Here is an 18,966-nt window from a genome sequence, read left to right on the forward strand (position 1 = left end):
AAAATGCGTCGTTCGTGCCAGGCTATTGCCATTGCATCGCTGGTTCTGCTGCCCTTAGCGGCCCAGGCAGCCGGCGGGGATTTCACCCTCACCAACCGGACCGGCCAGCAGATCGACCGGATCTCCGTCAGTCAAAGCAACGACCGCCAATGGAGCGGCGACGCCGTAAATCCGCCGCAGGTGCAGGATGGCGGGCGGGTCAGCATCAACCTGCCGACCGGGACCCGGCAGTGCCAGTTCGATTTGGAGGTTGAATATCACGGCGGCCGCACCGCAAGCTGGAGTGGCCTGAACCTTTGCGCGACCCCGCGCGTATCCCTGTATTGGGACACGAAGACCCGAACGACCAGCGCCCAACCCGGCTAGAAATCGGTGCAGCGGCCCTTCTGTTCCCAATCGCCGTAGCGCGTGGGTTCGGGGCCGGCGGGGCCGCCATATTCCTTGGGCATCGGCGCAGGCGCCGGCTTCGGGGCGGGGGCAGCGGGCTTGGGCTCGGTTGTGTCGTCCATTTTGCCTATGTGGGCGATGGCCGCGCCCATCGCAACTAGGGCGGTGGTGCGGTCGCGAGGCGTTGTTCGATCTCGCCCCGCCACGGCGCGTCGGCCGGCGCGGCAGCCAACGCCTGGTGATACAGCGCGGCGGAGGCGGGGCTGATCTTACCCTCTGCCCGGCTTGCCGCATCGGCCGTCATCGCGGCCAGCACCGGGTCGAAATGCTGCGCCAGGGCGGTGCGCCAGGCGGTCGCGGCCTGGGCGAACCGGCCACGGCTGGCCTCCACGTTGCCGAGCATGATCTGGCCCTCCCGCGCGCGGGGGGACGCCGGGTCAATCGCAGCCAGCGCCGCGCGGAGTTGGGTGGCGGCCTGGTCTGCCTCCGCCAAGTGGGCATCGGCCGCCTGGATACGCTCGGCCAGCGGCTGGGACGGCAAATCGGGCCGCCCGCTAATGAGGTACAGCACCAGAGCCAGCATCGGCACCAGGATCAGCCCCAGCACTAGCGGCCCGCGATCCGGCGTTTGGCCGGGCCGCTCCACGGCCTCGGACGCGGCCAGCAAACGACGCTGTAGTTCCAACATTGCGGTCGCGTGGTCGGTGGGGGCGATCCGCTGTTCGGCCAGGTCGCGATCCAACTCGACGATCTGCGCCCGATACAAGGCGATGGCGGCCTCGTTCCGGCCGCGCACGCGAATGCGGTTGCGCAGCATCCACCCCGCGGGGCTCAGCGCGCACAGGGCCAGGATGGCGGCGGCCAGCCAGATCACGGACGGGTCAACTCCGCCAGGCGTGCCCGCTCGGCGTCGGTCAGGGGGGCCGGTGGGGCAAGGCGTGCGCGGCGCCCCAGAATCGCCAGGCCCAGCCCGATACCGACCGCCAGCAGAGGCGACAGCCACAGCAGCGCCGTCACCGCATTGAACGGCGGCCGCAGCCGAACGAAGTCGCCGTAGCGGGCCACCATCCAGGCCGTCACCTGGGCGTCCGTGTCCCCGGCCACAACGCGCTGTCGCACGATGCCGCGCAAGTCGCGGGCCAGGTCGGCGCCAGAATCCTCTATGCTCTCGTTCTGGCACACCAGACAGCGCAATTGCCGGCCGATCTGTTCGGCGCGGGTCTCCTGCGCCGGGTTTGGCAGCATCTCCGCCGGGTCGTTGATGGCGTGCGCCGGCCAGGCGGCCAGCAGCACCCAGGCCACCAACGCCGGCGCGATCAGCCGAGCGCGCGCCATGCCGGTTGCAGCCGATCCTGGATCACGCTGGCATCCAACGGGCCGGGCCAATGCCAGCGCACCACGCCCCCGCCATCCACCAGAAAGCTTTCGGGCACGCCGGACAGGCCGAAATCGATCGCCACCCGGCCCGGCGTGTCGCGCCCGATGCGCTGATACGGGTCGCCATGGCGCTGGATGAACTGGGCCGCCTTGTCCTCCGGGTCCTTGTAGGCGATGGCCCAGATTGGCATCCCCGACTTGGCCAGCGCCAGCAGCGCCGGATGTTCCTGCACACACGGCACGCACCAGGACGCGAAGAAGTTCAGCAGCACCGGCTTGCCCTGCGCCAACTCGGCACTGGTGAAGCCCTGGCCTGGCGCCTGGGCCGGCAGATCGAAATGCGGCACCGGTTGCCCGGTGATCGGGCTCGGCACACCGCGCGGGTCGAACGTGCCGCGCTGCATGCCGCGCAGCATGGTCCAAAACGCGGCTCCGCCGAGCGCTGCTACGCCCAGCGGCGCCGTCAGCAGGACCTGCCGCCGGTTCATCAGGCCGATACCCCCAGCGGCACCGTTTTGCGTGCCGGCGCACCGACCCGCAGGCGCCGATCGGCCAGGGACAGCCCACCGCCGATCGCCATCACCAGCCCACCCAGCCAAATCCACGGCGCCATCGGATTGTAGTGCAGCCGCATGACAGCGGCGCCGTCCCGTTCCTCGCCCAGTACCGCGTAGATGTCGGCGAACCCGGTGGTGTGGATCGCCGCCTCGGTCGTGGTCACGGTTTGGGTGGTGAAGGCGCGGCGAGAGGGATGCATCTCCAAATCCGGCTCACCCGGGCGGATCACGCGGATATTGGCAACGCGCTCATTATAGTTCGGGCCCGTTCGGTCGGTCAGCGAGTCCAGCGCCCAGGTGAGCCCGGCGGCCTGGATTTGCTCGCCAGGGTGCACCAGCACCACTTGCTGCCGGGCCAGCGACATGCCGGCGATCCCGGCCACCGTCACGCCCAGCCCGGCATGCGCAATGGCGGCGCCGAATGCCGCGATCGGTAGGCCGCGCAACCGCGCCATGCTGTTGCCGGCGGGCAGGCGGAACAGGCGAATACGCTCCACGATATCGGCGGCTGCCCCGGCGATCATCCAGGCCGCACCTCCGAAGGCGAGGGCCGGTAGCACCGGCGCCTTGGTCAATGCGATCAGCCCGACCATCACCGCGATCAGCGCCGCCCACCAGATCCGCAGCAGCGCCGGTAGCAGCGCGGCTCGCTTCCACGGCATCACCGGCCCAATCGTCATCGCGGCAAACACCGGCACCGCCAGGGGGATCACCGTCGCGTTGAAGAACGGTGCCCCGACGCTCAGTTTGTCATGCAGGATCAGATCGCTGAACAGCGGATACATTGTGCCCGTGATCACCACGGCGGCGATCGAGCACAGCAGCACGTTGTTCAGCACCAGCGCGCCCTCCCGCGACACGGGCGCGAAGATGCCGCCGGCCGACAAAGCGGGCGCGCGGATTGCGAATAGCAGCAGGCTGCCGCCAATCACCACGCCCAGCAGGCCCAGAATGAACACGCCACGCGCCGGGTCGTTGGCAAAGGCATGCACGGAGTTGAGGATGCCGGACCGCACCAGGAACGTGCCGGACAGGCTGAGCGAGAACGTCGCGATCGCCAGCAGCACGGTCCAGATCTTCAGCGCCTCCCGCTTTTCCACCACGATGGCGGAATGCAGCAGTGCCGTCCCGGTCAACCACGGCAGCAGGGAGGCGTTTTCCACCGGATCCCAGAACCAAAAGCCGCCCCAGCCCAGCTCGTAATAGGCCCACCACGAGCCCAGCGCGATCCCGCAGGTCAGCAGGCACCACGACGCCAGCGTCCACGGCCGCACCCAGCGGCCCCACGATGCATCGACCCGCCCCTCGAGCAGCGCCGCGATCGCGAACGCGAACGGCACCGCGAACCCGACATATCCGGCGTAGAGCATGGGCGGATGGAAGGCGAGGCCAGGGTCCTGCAGCAGCGGGTTCATGTCGCGCCCGTCGATCGGCGCCGGCCATAGCCTGGTGAACGGGTTCGACGTCAGCAGCGAAAACAACAGAAACCCGGCGGACGACGCACCCAACACCCCGATCACCCGCGCCCGCAACGCCCCCGGTAGATTGCGACCGAATCCGGCAACCGCCCCGCCGCACAACGCCAGGATCAGCGCCCACAGGATGATCGACCCTTCGTGGTTCCCCCAACTCCCGGTGATTTTGTACAGCAGCGGTTTCAGGCTGTTGCTGTTCTCCGCTACATTCAAGACGGAAAAATCGTCCACTACGTTGGACCACACCAGGCAGAACGCCGACACGCCCAATGCCAGCAACTGCCCGCAGGCCAGGCCGGGCGCCGCCGCAATCAGCCGCTCGTCACGCCGCCAGGCGCCATAGATCGGTAGGATCGCCTGAGCAAACGAAAGCGCGCAGGCCAGCGCAAGCGCGAAATGGCCGAGTTCCGGGATCACCCGGCCGTCCTCGTCGCCATGGCGTTCCAGGTGGCGGCGGGCGGCGGCGGCCCCTTGGTCGGGTCCCACATGCCAGCCTTCTTAAGCGCGTCCGCCACGTCTTTCGGCATGTAGGTCTCGTCGTGTTTGGCCAGCACCTCGCTGGCGCGGAATGTACCATCCGGCCGCAGCGTGCCCAACGTTACCACGCCCTGGCCCTCGCGAAACAGATCCGGCAGGATGCCGGTATACGACACATCCACGCTCGCCTTACCGTCGGTGACGCGGAAATGCGCTACCGGCTCCCCACCTTCCGACACCCGATGGACCGAACCGGCCTCCACCAGCCCACCGAGCCGGAGCGATCGTCCCGGCTGGCCGTTGGCCGCCAGGTCGGAGGGTGCGACGAAGAACACCATGTCGCTGCTGAACGCCAAGAGCGACAGCGCCGTCGCCGAACCCAGTCCAACCCCGCACACGAGCACGATCGCCCAGCGTCGTCCCTTGCGGGTCATTGCGCTGCCCGCGGATCGATCGCGGCCAGCCGGCGCCGCGCTAGCGACAGACGGCGTGCTGCCCCCAACCCAAATCCCAAAGGCACGATGAGGGCCAGCGCATAGGACAGCGCGATGAATCCCAGATGCGTCATGCCGAAGCCTCGCTCCGCGCCATCAGTAGCGCCCGGATCCGCCGCTCCATCACCGCCGCCCGGGTGCGCGCCACCACCAGCGCCGCGAACACCAGGGTGAACCCGATGGCGCACACCAGCAGCGGCCACAGCATGGTCAGCGCCATGGTGGGCGCGCCCATCAGCGTGATCGTCGCCGGCTGATGCAGCGTGTTCCACCAATCGACCGAAAACTTGATGATCGGCAGGTTCACCACCCCCACCAGCGCCAGGATCGATCCGGCGCGATACCCGCGCTGCGGCTCGTCGAACGCGCGCACCAGCGCGATATGGCCCAGATACAGGAAGAACAGCACCAACACCGACGTCAGCCGCGCATCCCACACCCACCAGGCGCCCCACATCGGCTTACCCCACAGGCTGCCCGTCGCCAGGCACAACGCGGTAAATCCAGCCCCCACGGGCCCGATCTCCGCCGCCGCCAAATCCGCCAGCGGGTGCCGCCAGATGATCGACGCCAGCGAGCAGAGTGCCAGTCCGGCATACCCCATCGAGGCGAGCCAGGCGGCCGGCACATGCACATACATGATCCGCACCGCATCGCCCTGCTGCCAATCCGCCGGCGAGATGAACAGCGCCCAATACAGCCCGATCGCAGTGACGATAATGGCGCTCCCAGTCAGCCAAGGCTGCACGGCGCCGGCCAGCCGCAGGAACCGGCCCGGGTTGGCGAAGCGGTGCAAGCCCCGGCCAGCGCGCGGGGCAATGAGGGCGATGGCGTCCACGCTGCCAATATAGCACGCGCGGCATACGACTTAGAAGCCACGCGGTTTGCCGGTGGCCCCAGATGACATAGTCTTAAAGATACGTTTTTGGGAGGACCGCCATGCTGTTTGCCATCACGTGCATCGACAAGCCCGACAGTCTGGACCTGCGCATGGCCACCCGCCCGACGCATGTCGACTACCTGGCCGCGAATAACCTCGTCATGGCCGGCCCGCTGCTGGACGACGCGGGCAAACCCTGCGGCTCCCTGCTGGTGATCGACGTGGCGGACCACGCCGCCGCCGCCGTGTTCGCGGCCGACGATCCGTATGCCCAGGCCGGCCTGTTCGCCAGCACGACCATCCGGCCCTACCGAATCGTCTTCAAGGACGGTGTTGCCGTCTGATGGCCTACTGGCTCATCAAATCCGAACCCGACGCCTTCAGCTGGGACCAGCAGGTCGAACATGGCGTCGAGCCATGGACCGGCGTGCGCAGCCACCAGGCGAAGAACAATCTGGCCGCAATGCGCAAGGGCGACCGCTGTTTCTTCTACCATTCCAACATCGGCAAGGAGATCGTCGGCGTGGTGGAGGTGGTGCGCGAGGGCTACCCCGACCCGACCGACGAAAAATGGGTCTGCGTCGACATGAAGGCCGTCGGGCCGCTGCCAAAACCCGTCACGCTGGTCACCGTGAAAGCCGACCCCGCGCTCGCCGAGATGGCGCTGGTCCGCCTGTCCCGCCTCTCCGTCGGCCCGGTGACGGCGGCCGAGTGGGCGCATGTCTGCAAGTTAGGCGGCTTTAAGCGCTAGCCCCGATCCGCTAGCGTGCCTGCAAAAGAACCCCCCGGGAAGTTCCACCATGTCCGAGCCGACAACATTCCACGTGAAGCCCGACGCTGCCGCCAACGCGCACGTCAACGGCGAAAAATACCGGCTGATGGTGAACCACGCCACCACCAACCCGGACGCATTCTGGGCCGAGGAAGCCAAGCGCATCGCCTGGATTCGCGAGCCGACGCTGATTAAGAACACCAGTTTCGAGGGTGACGTCGCGATCAAATGGTTCGAGGACGGGCGGCTCAACGCCTCCGCCGTGTGCCTGGACGCCCACCTGAAGGCCCGCGGTAACCAGGTCGCCATCATCTGGGAGGGCGATGACCCCAACAGCAGCCGCAGCGTCACCTACCGCCAGCTGTACGAAGAGGTCTGCCGCCTCGCCAACGTGCTGCGCGAGCGCGGCGTCAAGAAGGGGGACCGGGTGACGATCTACCTACCCATGGTGGTGGAGGCCGCGGTCGCCATGCTGGCCTGTGCCCGCGTCGGCGCGGTGCACGCCGTAGTGTTCGCCGGCTTCTCCCCGGACAGCCTGTCCAACCGCATCCAGGATTGTGGGTCCACCCTACTGATCACCGCCGACGAGGGCCGTCGCGGTGGCCGCAAGGTCGCGCTGAAGGCCAATGTGGACGAGGCGCTGAAGACCTGCCCGACCATCAAGGACGTGCTGGTGGTGAAGGTTACCGGCGGCGACGTCGCCATGCAGGAGGGTCGCGACCACGACTACGCGACCCTGCTGGCCGCCGCCGAGCCCACCTGTGAGCCGGAGGCGATGGGCGCCGAGGACCCGCTGTTCATCCTCTACACCTCCGGCAGCACCGGCAAGCCGAAGGGCGTGCTGCACACCACGGGCGGCTACATGGTCTGGGCCAGCTTCACGCACGAGCTGGTGTTCGACTACCGCGCTGGCGAGGTCTACTGGTGCACCGCCGACGTCGGCTGGGTCACCGGCCACACCTATATCGTGTACGGCCCGCTCGCCAACGGCGCCACCACGCTGATGTTCGAGGGCATTCCCAGCTACCCGGACGCCTCCCGCTTCTGGCAGGTGGTGGACAAGCACCAGGTCAACATCTTCTACACCGCCCCCACCGCCATCCGTGCCCTGATGCGCGACGGCGACGCCCCCGTGAAGGCCACCAGCCGCGCCAGCCTGCGCGTGCTGGGCAGCGTCGGCGAGCCGATCAACCCCGAGGCGTGGCTCTGGTACTACCGCGTCATCGGCGACGAGCGTTGCCCGATCGTCGACACCTGGTGGCAGACCGAGACGGGGGGCATCCTCATCAGCCCGCTGCCCGGCGCCACCGCGCTAAAGCCCGGCTCCGCCACCCTGCCGCTGCCCGGCGTGCTGCCGGCGCTGGTGGATGCGGAGGGCAAGATCCTGGAGGGCGCGGTCGAGGGCAATCTCTGCATCACCGATAGCTGGCCGGGACAGATGCGCACGCTGTATGGCGATCACGAGCGGTTCGTGCAGACCTACTTCACCACCTTCCCCGGCAAATACTTCACCGGCGATGGCGCGCGGCGGGATGCCGACGGCTATTGGTGGATCACCGGCCGGGTCGACGACGTCATCAACGTCTCCGGCCATCGCATGGGCACGGCCGAAGTCGAATCCGCCTTGGTGGCCCACCCGAAAGTGGCCGAGGCCGCCGTGGTCGGCTTCCCGCACGACATAAAGGGGCAAGGCATCTACGCCTACGTCACCCTCAAGACCGGCGCGGAACCGACCGAGGAATTGCGCAAGGAACTGGTCGCCTGGGTCCGCAAGGAGATCGGGCCGATCGCCTCCCCCGATGCGATCCAGTGGGCGCCGGGTCTGCCGAAAACCCGCTCCGGCAAGATCATGCGGCGCATCCTGCGCAAGATCGCCGCCAACGAGACGGAGGGGCTTGGCGACACCTCCACCCTCGCCGATCCGGCGGTGGTTGACGAACTCATCGGCAACCGCGTCCCATAGCATGGAGCTATACGGCATGGACCTCTACGGCTACTGGCGCTCAGCGGCGACCTACCGGGTGCGGGTGGCGCTGAATCTCAAGGGCATCGGGGTGCACGAAATCCCGATCGATTTGGACAAGGGCGAGCAAGACGCACCGTATTTCCGCGCGATCAACCCGCAAGGGGCCGTGCCCGCCTTGGTAGAACCCGGCCTACCGCCGCTGACCCAGTCGCTCGCCCTGCTGGAATACCTGGAGGAACTGCACCCGCATCCGGCCCTGCTGCCAGCCGACCCGCGCGGCCGGGCGAGGGTGCGCTCGCTCGCGGCAGGCATCGCCGCCGACAGCCACCCGCTGATCGTTCCACGCGTCCGCAACTACCTGATGCAACGTGAGGGCTTCGATGCGACCCGCTGGAAAGCCTGGCAGACCCAGTGGTTCGGCGAGGGCCTGCGCACCCTGGAAGCCCGTCTGACCACGGAGCCCGGCACTGGCAAGTTCTGCCATGGCGACATGCCAACCTTCGCCGATCTGTGCCTGATGAGCTGCGTCATCGGCGTGCGCGTGTTCAAGCTGGATATCGGCCCGACCCCGACGGTGGATCGCATCGCAACGGCATGCGACGAGTTGGAGGCTTTCGCCCGGGCACATCCCAAACTACAGGCCGGCGCCCCCACGTAGCGCGTCCTCGCGATGGCGAAGCTGCGGCCCCCTTGTATCCGATGATCGCCGCGCTGCCGTCCGAGAACCACGGGGTCAATGCAAAGCTGATCGAGGCCTCCGGCGGCATGATGATCTCACGAGCGTTGCAACCGCCGTTATGGCAACGCGTTCTTCGTCCCGTAACAAACGGGAATAAGACCAATGTCCACTCATCGTCCCAACCGGCCTGTCGCAACTGTGGCGGGTCCCGCGGCGCAACGCCGGGTTGGGCTACTCGGGTTGGCCGTCGTGATGGCGGCAGGGCTAGCGCTCAGCGGCTGCAACACCACCGCAGGCGTTGGCAAGGACGTCTCCGCAACCGGCAGTGCCGTTACCCGCGGTGCGAACGACGTCAAGAGCGGCCTCTAACCTCTAGCCTGGAGCATGCCCGGTTGGATGAACCGGGCATGACTTTCGCGTAGGGAGCCTCGCGCGATTGCGGGCGTGCTTTGGCGCTGTGCTAAATGCACAGCGCCGACTCGGCACTCACCTGTAAGAGGCTCCGATGCTCCTCTCCCGACGCGTTCTGATCGCCACCTCCGCCGCCATCGCCGTGGTTCCTGGGCTTGCCCGGGCTGCGGATGCCGACCCCCGCATGTCCGACCGCATCCTCGGCAAGGCCGACGCACCGGTGACCATGCAGGAATGGTTCTCGCTCACCTGCACGCATTGCGCCGCCTGGGGCAAAGAAGTGTTCCCCGAGGTGAAGGCCAAGCTGATCGACACCGGCAAGCTACGCTACATCTACCGCGATTTCCCGCTGGACCAGGTCGCGCTGACCGCCGCCATGGTGGCCCGCGCCCTGCCGCCGGAGCGCTACGAGGCGTTCGTCAGCACCCTGCTGGCCAGCCAGGACCGCTGGGCTTTTGCCCGCGACATCAACCCGACGGACGAGATCTTCAAGCGGGCGGCGCTGGCGGGCATGCCGCGCGCGCTATTCGACACCACGGTGGCCGATCAGCCCCTGAAGACCGCTATCCTGGCGGAGCAACAGGGTGGGGCAGACAAATATAAGGTCGACAGCACCCCGACCTTCATCATCAACGAGAAGGCGTATTCCGGCGAGCAGCCCTACGAGGCGATCGCCAAATACGTCGCAGCGGCGAGCTAACCCTTGCCCATCGCGTTCAGCCGCCTGCGGATCGCCGGCTTCAAGAGCTTTGCCGAGCCGCAGACGGTGGAGATCCTGCCAGGGCTGACCGGCGTGGTCGGCCCCAATGGCTGCGGGAAATCGAACGTGGTGGAGGCGCTGCGGTGGGCGATGGGCGAGAGCAACGCCCGTTCCCTGCGCGGCGGCGAGATGGACGACGTGATCTTCGCCGGGACCGCGGGCCGCCCCAGCCGGAACCTCGCCGAAGTGACACTGACGCTGGAGGAAGCGGCGGGTGCCGCCCCACCGCCCTTCCACGAGGCCAACGAGCTACAGATCAGCCGCAAGATCGAGCGCGGCGCTGGCAGTGCCTTCCGCGTCAACGGCAAGGAAGTCCGCGCCCGTGACGTCCAGACGCTCTTCGCCGACCTGGCGAGCGGCGCACGATCCTCCGCCATGGTCAGCCAGGGCAGGGTCGGCACCATCATCAACGCCCGCCCGGACGAGCGGCGGGCGGTGCTGGAGGAAGCCGCAGGGATCACCGGGCTACACGCCAGGCGGCACGAGGCGGAGCTGAAACTGCGCGCTGCCGAGTCCAATTTGGAGCGCGCGGAGGATCTGCGCACCCAGTTGGACGGCCAATTGGCCGGGTTGCAGAAGCAAGTGCGGCAAGCCAATCGCTGGCGCACGCTGTCGACCACGGTGAAGGAATCCGAGGCCGAACTGCTCGCCTTGGCCAAGGCCCGGGTCGAACTGGCCCGCGCCGAAGCCGCCCAGGCGCTTGCCACCGCCCAGGCCTCCGTCGGCCAGGCCGCGGAGGCTGCCGCGAATGCGGCACAGCAAGCGGCGGACGCCACAGCATCCGTGCCGGCCTTGCGCGCGACCGAGGCCGAGGCCCGCACCGCGCTGGAACGCCACCGCATCGTGCGCGAGCAGGTGGCCGCCGAGATCTCCCGTGCCAAGGACGCCTTGGCCGCCGCCACCGCGCGGCAGAACCAGGTCAGCCGCGATCTGCAGCATGCCGAGCAGGTGAAGGCAGACTCGGACTCTGCCTCCGCCCGCCTGGCCGCGGAGGAGACGAGGCTGCGGGACGCCGATGCCGGCTCGGCCGAGAAGATCGCCGCGGCCGATGGCGAGGTCGCGGCTGCCAAGGACGCCGTGCGCGAGGCCGAGGCGGCCGCCAACACCGCAACCGAGCGCGCGGCGGAATTGACCGCGACCAGCCAGGCCCTGAACCAGGGCCTGGCCCAGGCCGAAGCCCGGGCGAAGCGCCTGTCCGGCCAAGTGGCGCAATTGCGTGGCGAGAAAGACCGTGCCGCCGTCGGCCAGGTCGACCCGGCGCGTGTCGCCGAAGCCGCCGCCCTGGCCACCAAGACCGAGGCCGAGGCAAAGCAAGCCCGCGAGACGCAGGACGAAGCCGAACGCGCCCGCTCCCGCGCTGGCGAGGCTGCATCGCTAGCGCGCCAAAAGGACGCGGTCGTCGCCACCGCCCTGTCCAAACTGTCCGCCGAAACCTCCGCCCTGGCCGAAGTCCTGGGCGTGAAGGATGGCGAGCGTTGGCCGCCGATGGTCGACGCGCTGACCGTGCCGCCGGGGTTGGAAGCCGCCCTGGGCGCGGTGCTGGGCGAAGAATTGGGCGGGTCCGCCGATCCGACCGCCGCCCGCCACTGGGTCGAATTGCCAGATCTGGCGCCCGCGCCGCTGCCTGGCACGCCACTGGGCGAACTGGTCGCCGGGCCAGTGGCGCTGCGCCGGGCATTGTCCGGCATCGGCTTGGTGGAAACGGATGCGGAGGGCGATGCCAAGCACCCGCAACTCACCGCCGGGCAAACCCTGGTATCGCGGGCCGGCGCGGTCTGGCGCTGGGACGGCTACACCATCCGGGGCGGCACGCCGACCGCGGCAACCGTCCGGCTGCAGCAGCGCAACCGCCTAAACGGTCTGCGCACCAAGTTGGCCGAGGCGAAGGCGAGCGCTGCGGAATCCACGGCTGCCCGCCAGGCTGCAGACCAGGCCGACAAAGCCGCCGCCGCTGCCGATGCCGCCGCCCGCACTGCCCGCCGCGATGCCGAGCAGCGCTGGGAACGCGCCCGCACCGACAGCACCCGCCTCGCCACGCAGTCCGAGGCCGCCGGCGCCAAACTGGCCGCTCTGGACGAACAAATGGCGCGCCTGGCGCCCGAGGCAGCGGAGGCGGACGCTGCCCTGGCCGCCATCCAGGCCGAGCGGGCAAAGCTGCCCGACCTGACAATGCTGCGGCAAACCGTGGACCGTGCCCGCGCCGCCCTCACCACGGCCCGAAGCCGGGACAACGCGGCCGAGGCGGCCCTGCGCGACCGCAACCGCGAGGCTGCCGCCCGCGCCGCTCGGTTGAAGGCCATAGCCGCCGAAATCGCCGACTGGACCCTGCGTGCCTCCGGCGCTGGAGGCCGTGTGGTCGACCTACGCGCCCGCGCCGCCGAAGCCATTGCCGAGCAAGCCCGACTGGAAGACGGCCCGGCCACGGTCGCCACCCGCGCCGCCGAAGTGACGGAGGCGCTGAAGACCGCCGAACTGGAGCACCGCCGCGCCGCCGACACGCTGAATGTGGCTGTCGCTGCCGAAACCAAGGCCGCAACGCTCGCCCGCACCACCGAGGCTGCGCTTTCCACCGCGCGTGAAAACGTCGTCCGGTCCGAAGCCGCCGCCACCCAGGCCGACCACGCCTGGGGCACCGTCGCCGAGCGCATCCTGGAACGGCTGGGTGCCAACCCGGCGCTGCCGCCCCCGCCCGCCGATCTGTCGCAGGAGGCGGAGGAAAAAGCCCGCCGCCGCCTGGAACGCTTGACCCGAGAACGCGAGGAGATGGGCCCGGTCAACCTCCGCGCCTCCATCGAGGCGGAGGAAATGGAAGGCCGCATCGCCGGCATTACCGGTGAAAAGGAGGAACTGGGCACCGCCATCTCCAAACTCCGCGGCTCCATCGGCCACATCAACCGCGAAGGGCGCGAGCGGCTGACCCAGGTGTTCGCCGAGGTCGACCGCCACTTCCAGACACTGTTCGCCCGCATGTTCGGTGGCGGGCGCGCCCATCTGGCCCTGGTCGGATCCGATGACCCGCTGCAGGCCGGGCTGGAAATCTACGCCCAGCCCCCCGGCAAAAAGCTGGCAACGCTCTCCCTGCTGTCAGGCGGCGAACAGGCGCTGACCGCTCTGTCGCTGATCTTCGCGGTGTTCCGCTGCAACCCGGCGCCCGTCTGCGTGCTGGACGAGGTCGACGCCCCGCTGGACGACGCCAATGTCGAGCGGTTCTGTAGCCTGCTGAGCGAAATGGTGAAGGACACCGGCACCCGTTTCCTGGTCGTCACCCACCACCATCTGACGATGGCGCGGATGGACCGGTTGTACGGTGTCACGATGCAAGAGCGCGGCGTGTCCCGCCTGCTCTCGGTCGACCTGGCGCGTGCGTCCGAAATGGTGGAACAGCGAGTGGCGGCGGAGTAACCCGCCGCCCAGGTGCGACACCCAATTGCGATAGCGCGGGTGCTACAGCCCCGGTTTGACGTTCCAGGTGCCCGCCGCATACTCGCCGATCGTCCGGTCGGAGCTGAACCAGCCCATATTGGCCGTGTTGATCACAGCCGAGCGCCACCAGGCCACCGGGTCGCGCCACTTCGCGTCCACCAAGTCCTGCGCCCTGTCGTAGGAGTCGAAATCGGCGCAGACGAAGAACGGGTCGGAATGGATCAACCGATCGGCGAGCGCGGCGTAGCGTTGGGGCTCTTCCGGACTGAATACGCCGCTGCGCATCGCCTCCACCACGTCGCGCAACGCCGGGCAGGCCGCAACGGTGGCGGTTGCGTCGAACCCAGTGCTGGTGCGGCGCGCCTCCACCTCCTCCGTGCTCATCCCGAAGATGAACATGTTGGCGGCGCCGACCCGCTCGCAGATCTCGACGTTGGCGCCGTCCATGGTGCCGATGGTGAGCGCCCCGTTGAGCGCCAGCTTCATATTGCCGGTGCCGCTGGCCTCCATTCCCGCGGTGCTGATCTGCTCCGACAGGTCGGCCGACGGGATCAGTAATTCTGCCAGGCTGACGTTGTAGTTCGGCATGAACACGACCTGCAGCAGCCCCCGAACCGTGGGGTCGCTGTTCACCACCCGCGCCACGTCGTGCGCCAGGCGGATGATCTGCTTGGCCAGGGTGTAGGATGGGGCCGCCTTGCCGGCAAAGAACTTCACCCGCGGACGCCAATCCCGCGTCGGCTGCGCACGGATCGCGTTGTACTGGCTGATCGCGTGCAGGATGTTCAGCAACTGCCGCTTATACTCGTGGATGCGCTTGATCTGAATGTCGAACAGCGCCTCCGGGTCGACGACCAGCCCCAATTGTGCCGCGACCAGCCGCGCCATCGCCTGCTTGCGTGGCACACGTTGCGCCTTGAACGCCGCGCGAAAACCGGCATCCTCCGCATGCGGCATCAGATCGGTCAGCGTCATCGGATCGCGCAGCACACGGTCCCCCAGCGTGTCGACCAACAGCCTGGTCAGCCCCGGGTTGGTTTGGTGCAGCCAGCGGCGGAAGGTGATGCCGTTGGTGCGATTGACGATTCGCCCACCCACCGCGGCGTCCAGATCGCGGAAAATGGTGCGGCGCATCAGGTCGGTATGCAGGGCGGACACGCCGTTGACGGAGTGGCTGCCCAGGAACGCCAAATGCCCCATCCGCACCCGGCGTCCGCTGCCCTCGTCGATCAGGCTCAACCCGGCCAACAGCCGGTCATCTGCGCCGGCAGCGCGCTGCGTGTCCAAATGCCGGGCGTTCAGCAGATAGATGATCTGCATATGCCGGGGCAGCAGCCGCTCTAGCAGCAGCACCGGCCACATCTCCAACGCCTCGGGCAGGAGGGTGTGATTGGTGTAGCTGATGCAGCCCTGGGTGATCCGCCACGCCTCGTCCCACTCCAGTCCATGCACGTCCAACAGCAGGCGCATCAGTTCGGCGATGCCGATGGCGGGGTGGGTGTCGTTCAACTGGATAGCGACGAATTCGGCCAGGTTGCGAACGGTGTCGTGCTCCACCAGGTGGCGGCGTAGCATGTCCTGCAGGCTGGCGGAGGCGAAGAAATACTCCTGCCGCAGCCGCAATTCCTGGCCGGCGGGGCTGTCATCGCCGGGATACAGCACGCGGCTGACGGCTTCGGCCCGTACCCGGTCGGTCAGTGCGCCAACGTGGTCGCCACGGTTGAACGCGTCCAGCGCCAGCGGGTCGGCGGCGCGGGCGGACCACAGCCGCAGCGTGTTGGCATGGTGGCCGCCATAGCCCACCATGGGCGTGTCGAACGCGACGGCGAACAGGGTTTCCCCCGGGTTCCAGGTAAACGCCGTGCGCCCCGCCTCGATCGCGCCGGTGACGCTGCCGCCAAACCCTACGCGATAGGACAGTTCCGGCCGCTGGAACTCCCACGGGTTGCCGGAACTGAGCCAATCCTCCGGGATCTCCTGCTGCCAACCATCGGTAATGGTCTGCCGGAACAACCCGTGGTCGTAGCGAATGCCGTAGCCGAAGGCGGGGATGGCAAGGGTGGCCATGCTCTCCATGAAGCACGCCGCCAGCCGGCCCAGCCCGCCATTGCCGAGGGCGGCATCCGGCTCCAGCGTACGCAGATGGTCGAGGTCGATCCCCTCCAGCGCCAGGGCATTGCGCAACATCTCGACCATGCCCAAATTGCCGGCAGCGTCGAACATCAGCCGGCCGATCAGGAATTCCAGTGAGAAATACGCCACCCGCTTGGCGCCCTGCGCCCGCGCCCGTGCCGCGGACGACGTCCAAACATCGACGATCCGATCCCGGATGGTCAGCGCGGTGGCGGCATACCAATCCCGCTGGCTAGCCCGGCTGGGCGTCTTTCCGATGTTGTAGAGCAGTCGCGCCAGGATTGCGTCGTGCAAGCTTTCGACGGAGTGCTCGGCAGTCGGCTCGGCGGGCACGTCCATACGGGAAGCTCCATGCGGTCACGTCTGGCAGCATGCCATAAATCGCAACCCCGGTCAGGCGGTGATCTCCTTTTCTGCTGCGAGACGCACTATATGATCGGTGCCATTGGAGAATGACGCCCATGAACCGCCTTCGGCTCCCGCTTGCAGCCGTCCTCGCTCTCGCTATCGCGCTGGCTCCCGGCCTCGCCCTCGCAAGGGTCGGCGGGGGCGCGTCGATGGGCAGCCGGGGTGGCAACACCTACTCCGCCCCGCCCTCCACCGGTACCGCACCCTATTCCGCGGCGCCCATGCAGCGCAGCTATACCCCGCGATCCGAACCGTCGATCGGCGCACCGAGCCCTGGCTACTCGCCCGGCTATGGCGGCGGTTTTGGCGGCATGCGCGGCGGCTTTGCCTCCGGCCTGCTGGGCGGCCTCGTTGGCGCTGGCATTGGCGGGATGCTGTTTGGACATGGCATGTTCGGTGGCATCGACGGTGGTGGCAGCATCATCGGCCTGCTGATTCAGTTCGCGCTGATCTTCTTCATCGGCCGTTGGCTGCTGCGGATGTTCTTCAACCGCCAGCCGATGTTCGCCGGGTTCGGCGGCGGCACCAGCGGTGGCACGGGCGCCGGCATGGGGCCACGGCCTGGGATGTTCGGCGGTGGCGGCAGTGCCCGCCCGGCGCCGCCCCCTATCGCGATCAGCCCCGCCGACTATCAGACGTTCGAGCAACTGCTCAAGGGCATGCAGGCGGCATGGAGTGCGGAGGATCTAAACGCCCTGCGCTCCGTCGCGACGCCGGAAATGGCCAGCTATTTCGGCGAGCAATTGGCCGAATTGCGTAGCCGCGGCCTGCGCAATACCGTGACCGATGTGCACCTGGACAAGGGTGACCTGGCGGAGGCCTGGTCCGAGGGTTCGCGGGAATACGCGACCGTTGCGATGAAGTTCTCGATGATCGACGTCACACGCGACGGCCGCGGCCAGATCGTCGACGGCAGCCCGAACGAGCGCCAGTTGGTGACCGAGGTATGGACGTTTGTCCGCAGCCCCGGCGGCCGCTGGATCCTCTCGGCGATCCAGCAGGCGAAGTAAGTAACAACGCTCTCCTCCGCCGCCATGGTGGGGGAGGGCGTTTTTCTACAGACCGATATCGCTGCGGTTGAACCCTTCGGGCCACTGCACTGCTGCCACTGCCGCATAGGCCGCTTGCCGCGCCGTTTCGGCATCCAGACCGGTGCCGACCAGTGTCAGCACCCGCCCGCCGGACGCGACCACCTGTTCCCCCCTCCACGCCGTTCCCGCGTGGAACACCATCGCACCCGGCACCGCCGCCGCATGGTCCAACCCCGCGATGACGCTGCCGGATTCCGGGGCGTTCGGGTAGCCACGCGCCGCCATCACCACGCCGCAAGCGGCTTCCGGCCGAAAGCGCAGGTCGAAATTATCCAGCTCGCCTTGGCACGCGGCCAGCAACGCCGGCAGCAGATCGCTCTGCAGCCGGGCCATCAGCACCTGGCACTCCGGGTCGCCGAAGCGGACGTTGAACTCGATCAGCGACGCCCCATCCTCCGTCAGCATCAGCCCGGCGTAGAGAATCCCACGAAACGGCATGTCCCGGCTGGCCATCTCCGCCAGCACGGGGCGGATGATGCGGTCCATCGCGGGGGCCGGGTCGAAGCCCGGCACGGGGGAGATGGCGCCCATGCCACCGGTATTCGGCCCGGTGTCGCCATCGCCGACCCGCTTGTGGTCGCGCGCGGTGCCCAGGAATACGGCGTTGGCCCCGTCGCATAGCGCGAACAGGCTGACTTCCTCGCCGACCAGGCATTCCTCGATCACGATTGGGCCATGCGGGATGAAGCGGTCGATCGCATCGTCTGCCTCGGCCATGGTCTGTGCCACCACGACACCCTTGCCGGACGCCAGCCCATCCGCTTTCACCACGATGGGCGGGCTGCGGCGGCTGATGAAGTCGTGCGCCTCGCCCGCATCGATGAAGCGTTCCCAGCGGGCGGTCGGCACCCCGGCGGCCTCGGCGATGTCCTTGGTGAACGCCTTGCTGCCCTCCAGCTGCGCCGCGGCGGCGGTCGGGCCGCAGCATTCGATGCCGGCGGCCTCCATCGCGTCGGTGATGCCGGCGACCAGCGGCGCCTCCGGCCCGGGGATCACCAGGTCGATCGCGTTCTCCTGGGCGAAGGTCACCAGGGCGGCGATATCCTCCATCCCGATCGGCACAAGCTCCGCCAGTGGCGCGATGCCGGGATTGCCCGGCGCCACGAACAATTTCTCCATCAACGGCGAGGCGGCCAGCGCCCAGGCGAGCGCGTGTTCCCGTCCGCCCGATCCGATCAGCAGCACGCGCATTCCGAAGCCTCCTTGGTCGTGCGCGGTCCCTAGCATAGGTTCGCTTCATGGACACGCAGAGCCCGACCAACGTTCCCGAATACACCGTCAGCGAGATTGCCGGCGCGGTGAAGCGCACGCTGGAGGGCACGTTCGGCCGGGTGCGGGTGCGCGGCGAGTTGTCGGAGGTGAAGCGCTACGCCTCCGGCCACACCTACCTCTGCCTGAAGGACGAAGGCGGCCTGATCCGCGGCATCGTTTGGAAAACCGCCGCCAGCAAGGTGGGGTTGAAGCCGGAGGATGGGGTCGAGGTGATCGCCACCGGCCGCATCTCCGCCTGGGGCGACAAGAGCCAGTACCAACTCATCATCGAACGCCTGGAATACGCTGGCGCCGGCGCCATGCTGGCGCGAATCGAAGCCCTGCGGGTGAAGCTGGCGGCGGAAGGTCTGTTCGAGCGCAAGCGCGTGCTGCCCTACCTCCCCAATGTCATCGGCGTCGTCACC

General features: G+C 68.1%; 20 protein-coding genes. 10 read left to right on the forward strand and 10 right to left on the reverse strand.

From position 1 onward, the window contains the following. Positions 1-3: 3 nt before the first annotated feature. Positions 4-366, forward strand: coding sequence for a hypothetical protein (locus tag GSQ76_RS26365; RefSeq protein WP_158747058.1), 363 nt, complete (start codon positions 4-6; stop codon positions 364-366). Here GSQ76_RS26365 and GSQ76_RS26370 read toward each other — a convergent pair. Genes GSQ76_RS26370 through GSQ76_RS26405 form a run of 8 tightly spaced genes read right to left on the reverse strand, consistent with a single transcriptional unit; the run spans position 363 to position 5,605 of the window. Next, entirely contained in the window at positions 363-509 is a 147-nt protein-coding gene (locus GSQ76_RS26370) for a DUF1674 domain-containing protein (protein ID WP_174247407.1), read from the reverse strand. The genes GSQ76_RS26365 and GSQ76_RS26370 overlap by 4 nt on opposite strands. A 35-nt stretch (positions 510-544) precedes the next feature. Then, a complete protein-coding gene (gene ccmI, locus GSQ76_RS26375) occupies positions 545-1,261 on the reverse strand; it encodes a c-type cytochrome biogenesis protein CcmI (RefSeq protein WP_158747060.1) in 717 nt (238 codons plus the stop codon). After that, positions 1,258-1,722, reverse strand: coding sequence for a cytochrome c-type biogenesis protein (locus tag GSQ76_RS26380; protein ID WP_158747061.1), 465 nt, complete (start codon positions 1,720-1,722; stop codon positions 1,258-1,260). The genes ccmI and GSQ76_RS26380 overlap by 4 nt, the downstream gene beginning before the upstream one ends. Continuing rightward, positions 1,704-2,252 carry a DsbE family thiol:disulfide interchange protein gene (locus tag GSQ76_RS26385; RefSeq protein ID WP_158747062.1) on the reverse strand — a complete coding sequence of 183 codons (549 nt, stop codon included), beginning with the start codon at positions 2,250-2,252 and terminating at the stop codon, positions 1,704-1,706. Before GSQ76_RS26385 ends, GSQ76_RS26380 begins: the two co-directional genes overlap by 19 nt. Next, entirely contained in the window at positions 2,252-4,213 is a 1,962-nt protein-coding gene (locus GSQ76_RS26390; protein ID WP_158747080.1) for a heme lyase CcmF/NrfE family subunit, read from the reverse strand. The genes GSQ76_RS26385 and GSQ76_RS26390 overlap by 1 nt, the downstream gene beginning before the upstream one ends. Continuing rightward, entirely contained in the window at positions 4,210-4,707 is a 498-nt protein-coding gene (ccmE, locus tag GSQ76_RS26395) for a cytochrome c maturation protein CcmE (RefSeq protein ID WP_158747063.1), read from the reverse strand. Before ccmE ends, GSQ76_RS26390 begins: the two co-directional genes overlap by 4 nt. Next, positions 4,704-4,841, reverse strand: coding sequence for a hypothetical protein (locus tag GSQ76_RS26400; protein ID WP_158747064.1), 138 nt, complete (start codon positions 4,839-4,841; stop codon positions 4,704-4,706). Before GSQ76_RS26400 ends, ccmE begins: the two co-directional genes overlap by 4 nt. Next, entirely contained in the window at positions 4,838-5,605 is a 768-nt protein-coding gene (locus tag GSQ76_RS26405) for a heme ABC transporter permease (RefSeq protein ID WP_158747065.1), read from the reverse strand. The genes GSQ76_RS26400 and GSQ76_RS26405 overlap by 4 nt, the downstream gene beginning before the upstream one ends. Positions 5,606-5,706: 101 nt before the next feature. Here GSQ76_RS26405 and GSQ76_RS26410 point away from each other — a divergent pair, with 101 nt between their 5' ends. The 7 genes from GSQ76_RS26410 (at position 5,707) to GSQ76_RS26440 (ending at position 13,637) form a co-directional block, all read left to right on the forward strand. Continuing rightward, positions 5,707-5,991 (forward strand): YciI family protein, encoded by a 285-nt coding sequence (locus GSQ76_RS26410; protein ID WP_158747066.1) that lies wholly within the window; start codon positions 5,707-5,709, stop codon positions 5,989-5,991. Continuing rightward, positions 5,991-6,398 (forward strand): EVE domain-containing protein, encoded by a 408-nt coding sequence (locus tag GSQ76_RS26415; RefSeq protein WP_158747067.1) that lies wholly within the window; start codon positions 5,991-5,993, stop codon positions 6,396-6,398. The genes GSQ76_RS26410 and GSQ76_RS26415 overlap by 1 nt, the downstream gene beginning before the upstream one ends. Positions 6,399-6,447: 49 nt before the next feature. Then, positions 6,448-8,382, forward strand: a complete 1,935-nt coding sequence (gene acs / locus GSQ76_RS26420) for an acetate--CoA ligase (RefSeq protein ID WP_158747068.1) — start codon at positions 6,448-6,450, stop codon at positions 8,380-8,382. 16 nt (positions 8,383-8,398) lie between these two features. After that, positions 8,399-9,043 (forward strand): maleylacetoacetate isomerase, encoded by a 645-nt coding sequence (gene maiA, locus GSQ76_RS26425; RefSeq protein ID WP_158747069.1) that lies wholly within the window; start codon positions 8,399-8,401, stop codon positions 9,041-9,043. A 183-nt stretch (positions 9,044-9,226) separates the two neighbouring features. After that, entirely contained in the window at positions 9,227-9,433 is a 207-nt protein-coding gene (locus tag GSQ76_RS32190; RefSeq protein WP_254070645.1) for an entericidin A/B family lipoprotein, read from the forward strand. Positions 9,434-9,569: 136 nt separating this feature from the next. Continuing rightward, positions 9,570-10,175, forward strand: a complete 606-nt coding sequence (locus GSQ76_RS26435; RefSeq protein WP_158747070.1) for a DsbA family protein — start codon at positions 9,570-9,572, stop codon at positions 10,173-10,175. A gap of 3 nt (positions 10,176-10,178) precedes the next feature. Continuing rightward, positions 10,179-13,637: a chromosome segregation SMC family protein gene (locus tag GSQ76_RS26440; protein ID WP_158747071.1), complete on the forward strand. Its 3,459-nt coding sequence runs from the start codon at positions 10,179-10,181 to the stop codon at positions 13,635-13,637. Positions 13,638-13,679: 42 nt separating this feature from the next. Here GSQ76_RS26440 and GSQ76_RS26445 read toward each other — a convergent pair whose 3' ends face one another. Beyond that, positions 13,680-16,130 carry a glycogen/starch/alpha-glucan phosphorylase gene (locus GSQ76_RS26445; protein ID WP_158747072.1) on the reverse strand — a complete coding sequence of 817 codons (2,451 nt, stop codon included), beginning with the start codon at positions 16,128-16,130 and terminating at the stop codon, positions 13,680-13,682. Between the two features lie 122 nt (positions 16,131-16,252). Here GSQ76_RS26445 and GSQ76_RS26450 point away from each other — a divergent pair, with 122 nt between their 5' ends. Further along, the gene (locus tag GSQ76_RS26450; protein WP_158747073.1) at positions 16,253-17,209 is read left to right on the forward strand and encodes a TIM44-like domain-containing protein; all 957 of its coding nucleotides are present in this window, start codon (positions 16,253-16,255) and stop codon (positions 17,207-17,209) included. A gap of 45 nt (positions 17,210-17,254) precedes the next feature. Here GSQ76_RS26450 and purD read toward each other — a convergent pair whose 3' ends face one another. Beyond that, complete coding sequence (gene purD, locus GSQ76_RS26455; RefSeq protein WP_158747074.1) at positions 17,255-18,481, reverse strand: phosphoribosylamine--glycine ligase; 1,227 nt, start codon at positions 18,479-18,481, stop codon at positions 17,255-17,257. A gap of 47 nt (positions 18,482-18,528) precedes the next feature. Here purD and GSQ76_RS26460 point away from each other — a divergent pair. Next, positions 18,529-18,966, forward strand: a 438-nt coding sequence (locus GSQ76_RS26460) for an exodeoxyribonuclease VII large subunit (RefSeq protein ID WP_158747075.1), incomplete at its 3' end; no start/stop codon positions are given.

This window comes from Acidisphaera sp. L21 (assembly GCF_009765685.1).
Classification (GTDB): Bacteria; Pseudomonadota; Alphaproteobacteria; order Acetobacterales; family Acetobacteraceae; genus LMUY01.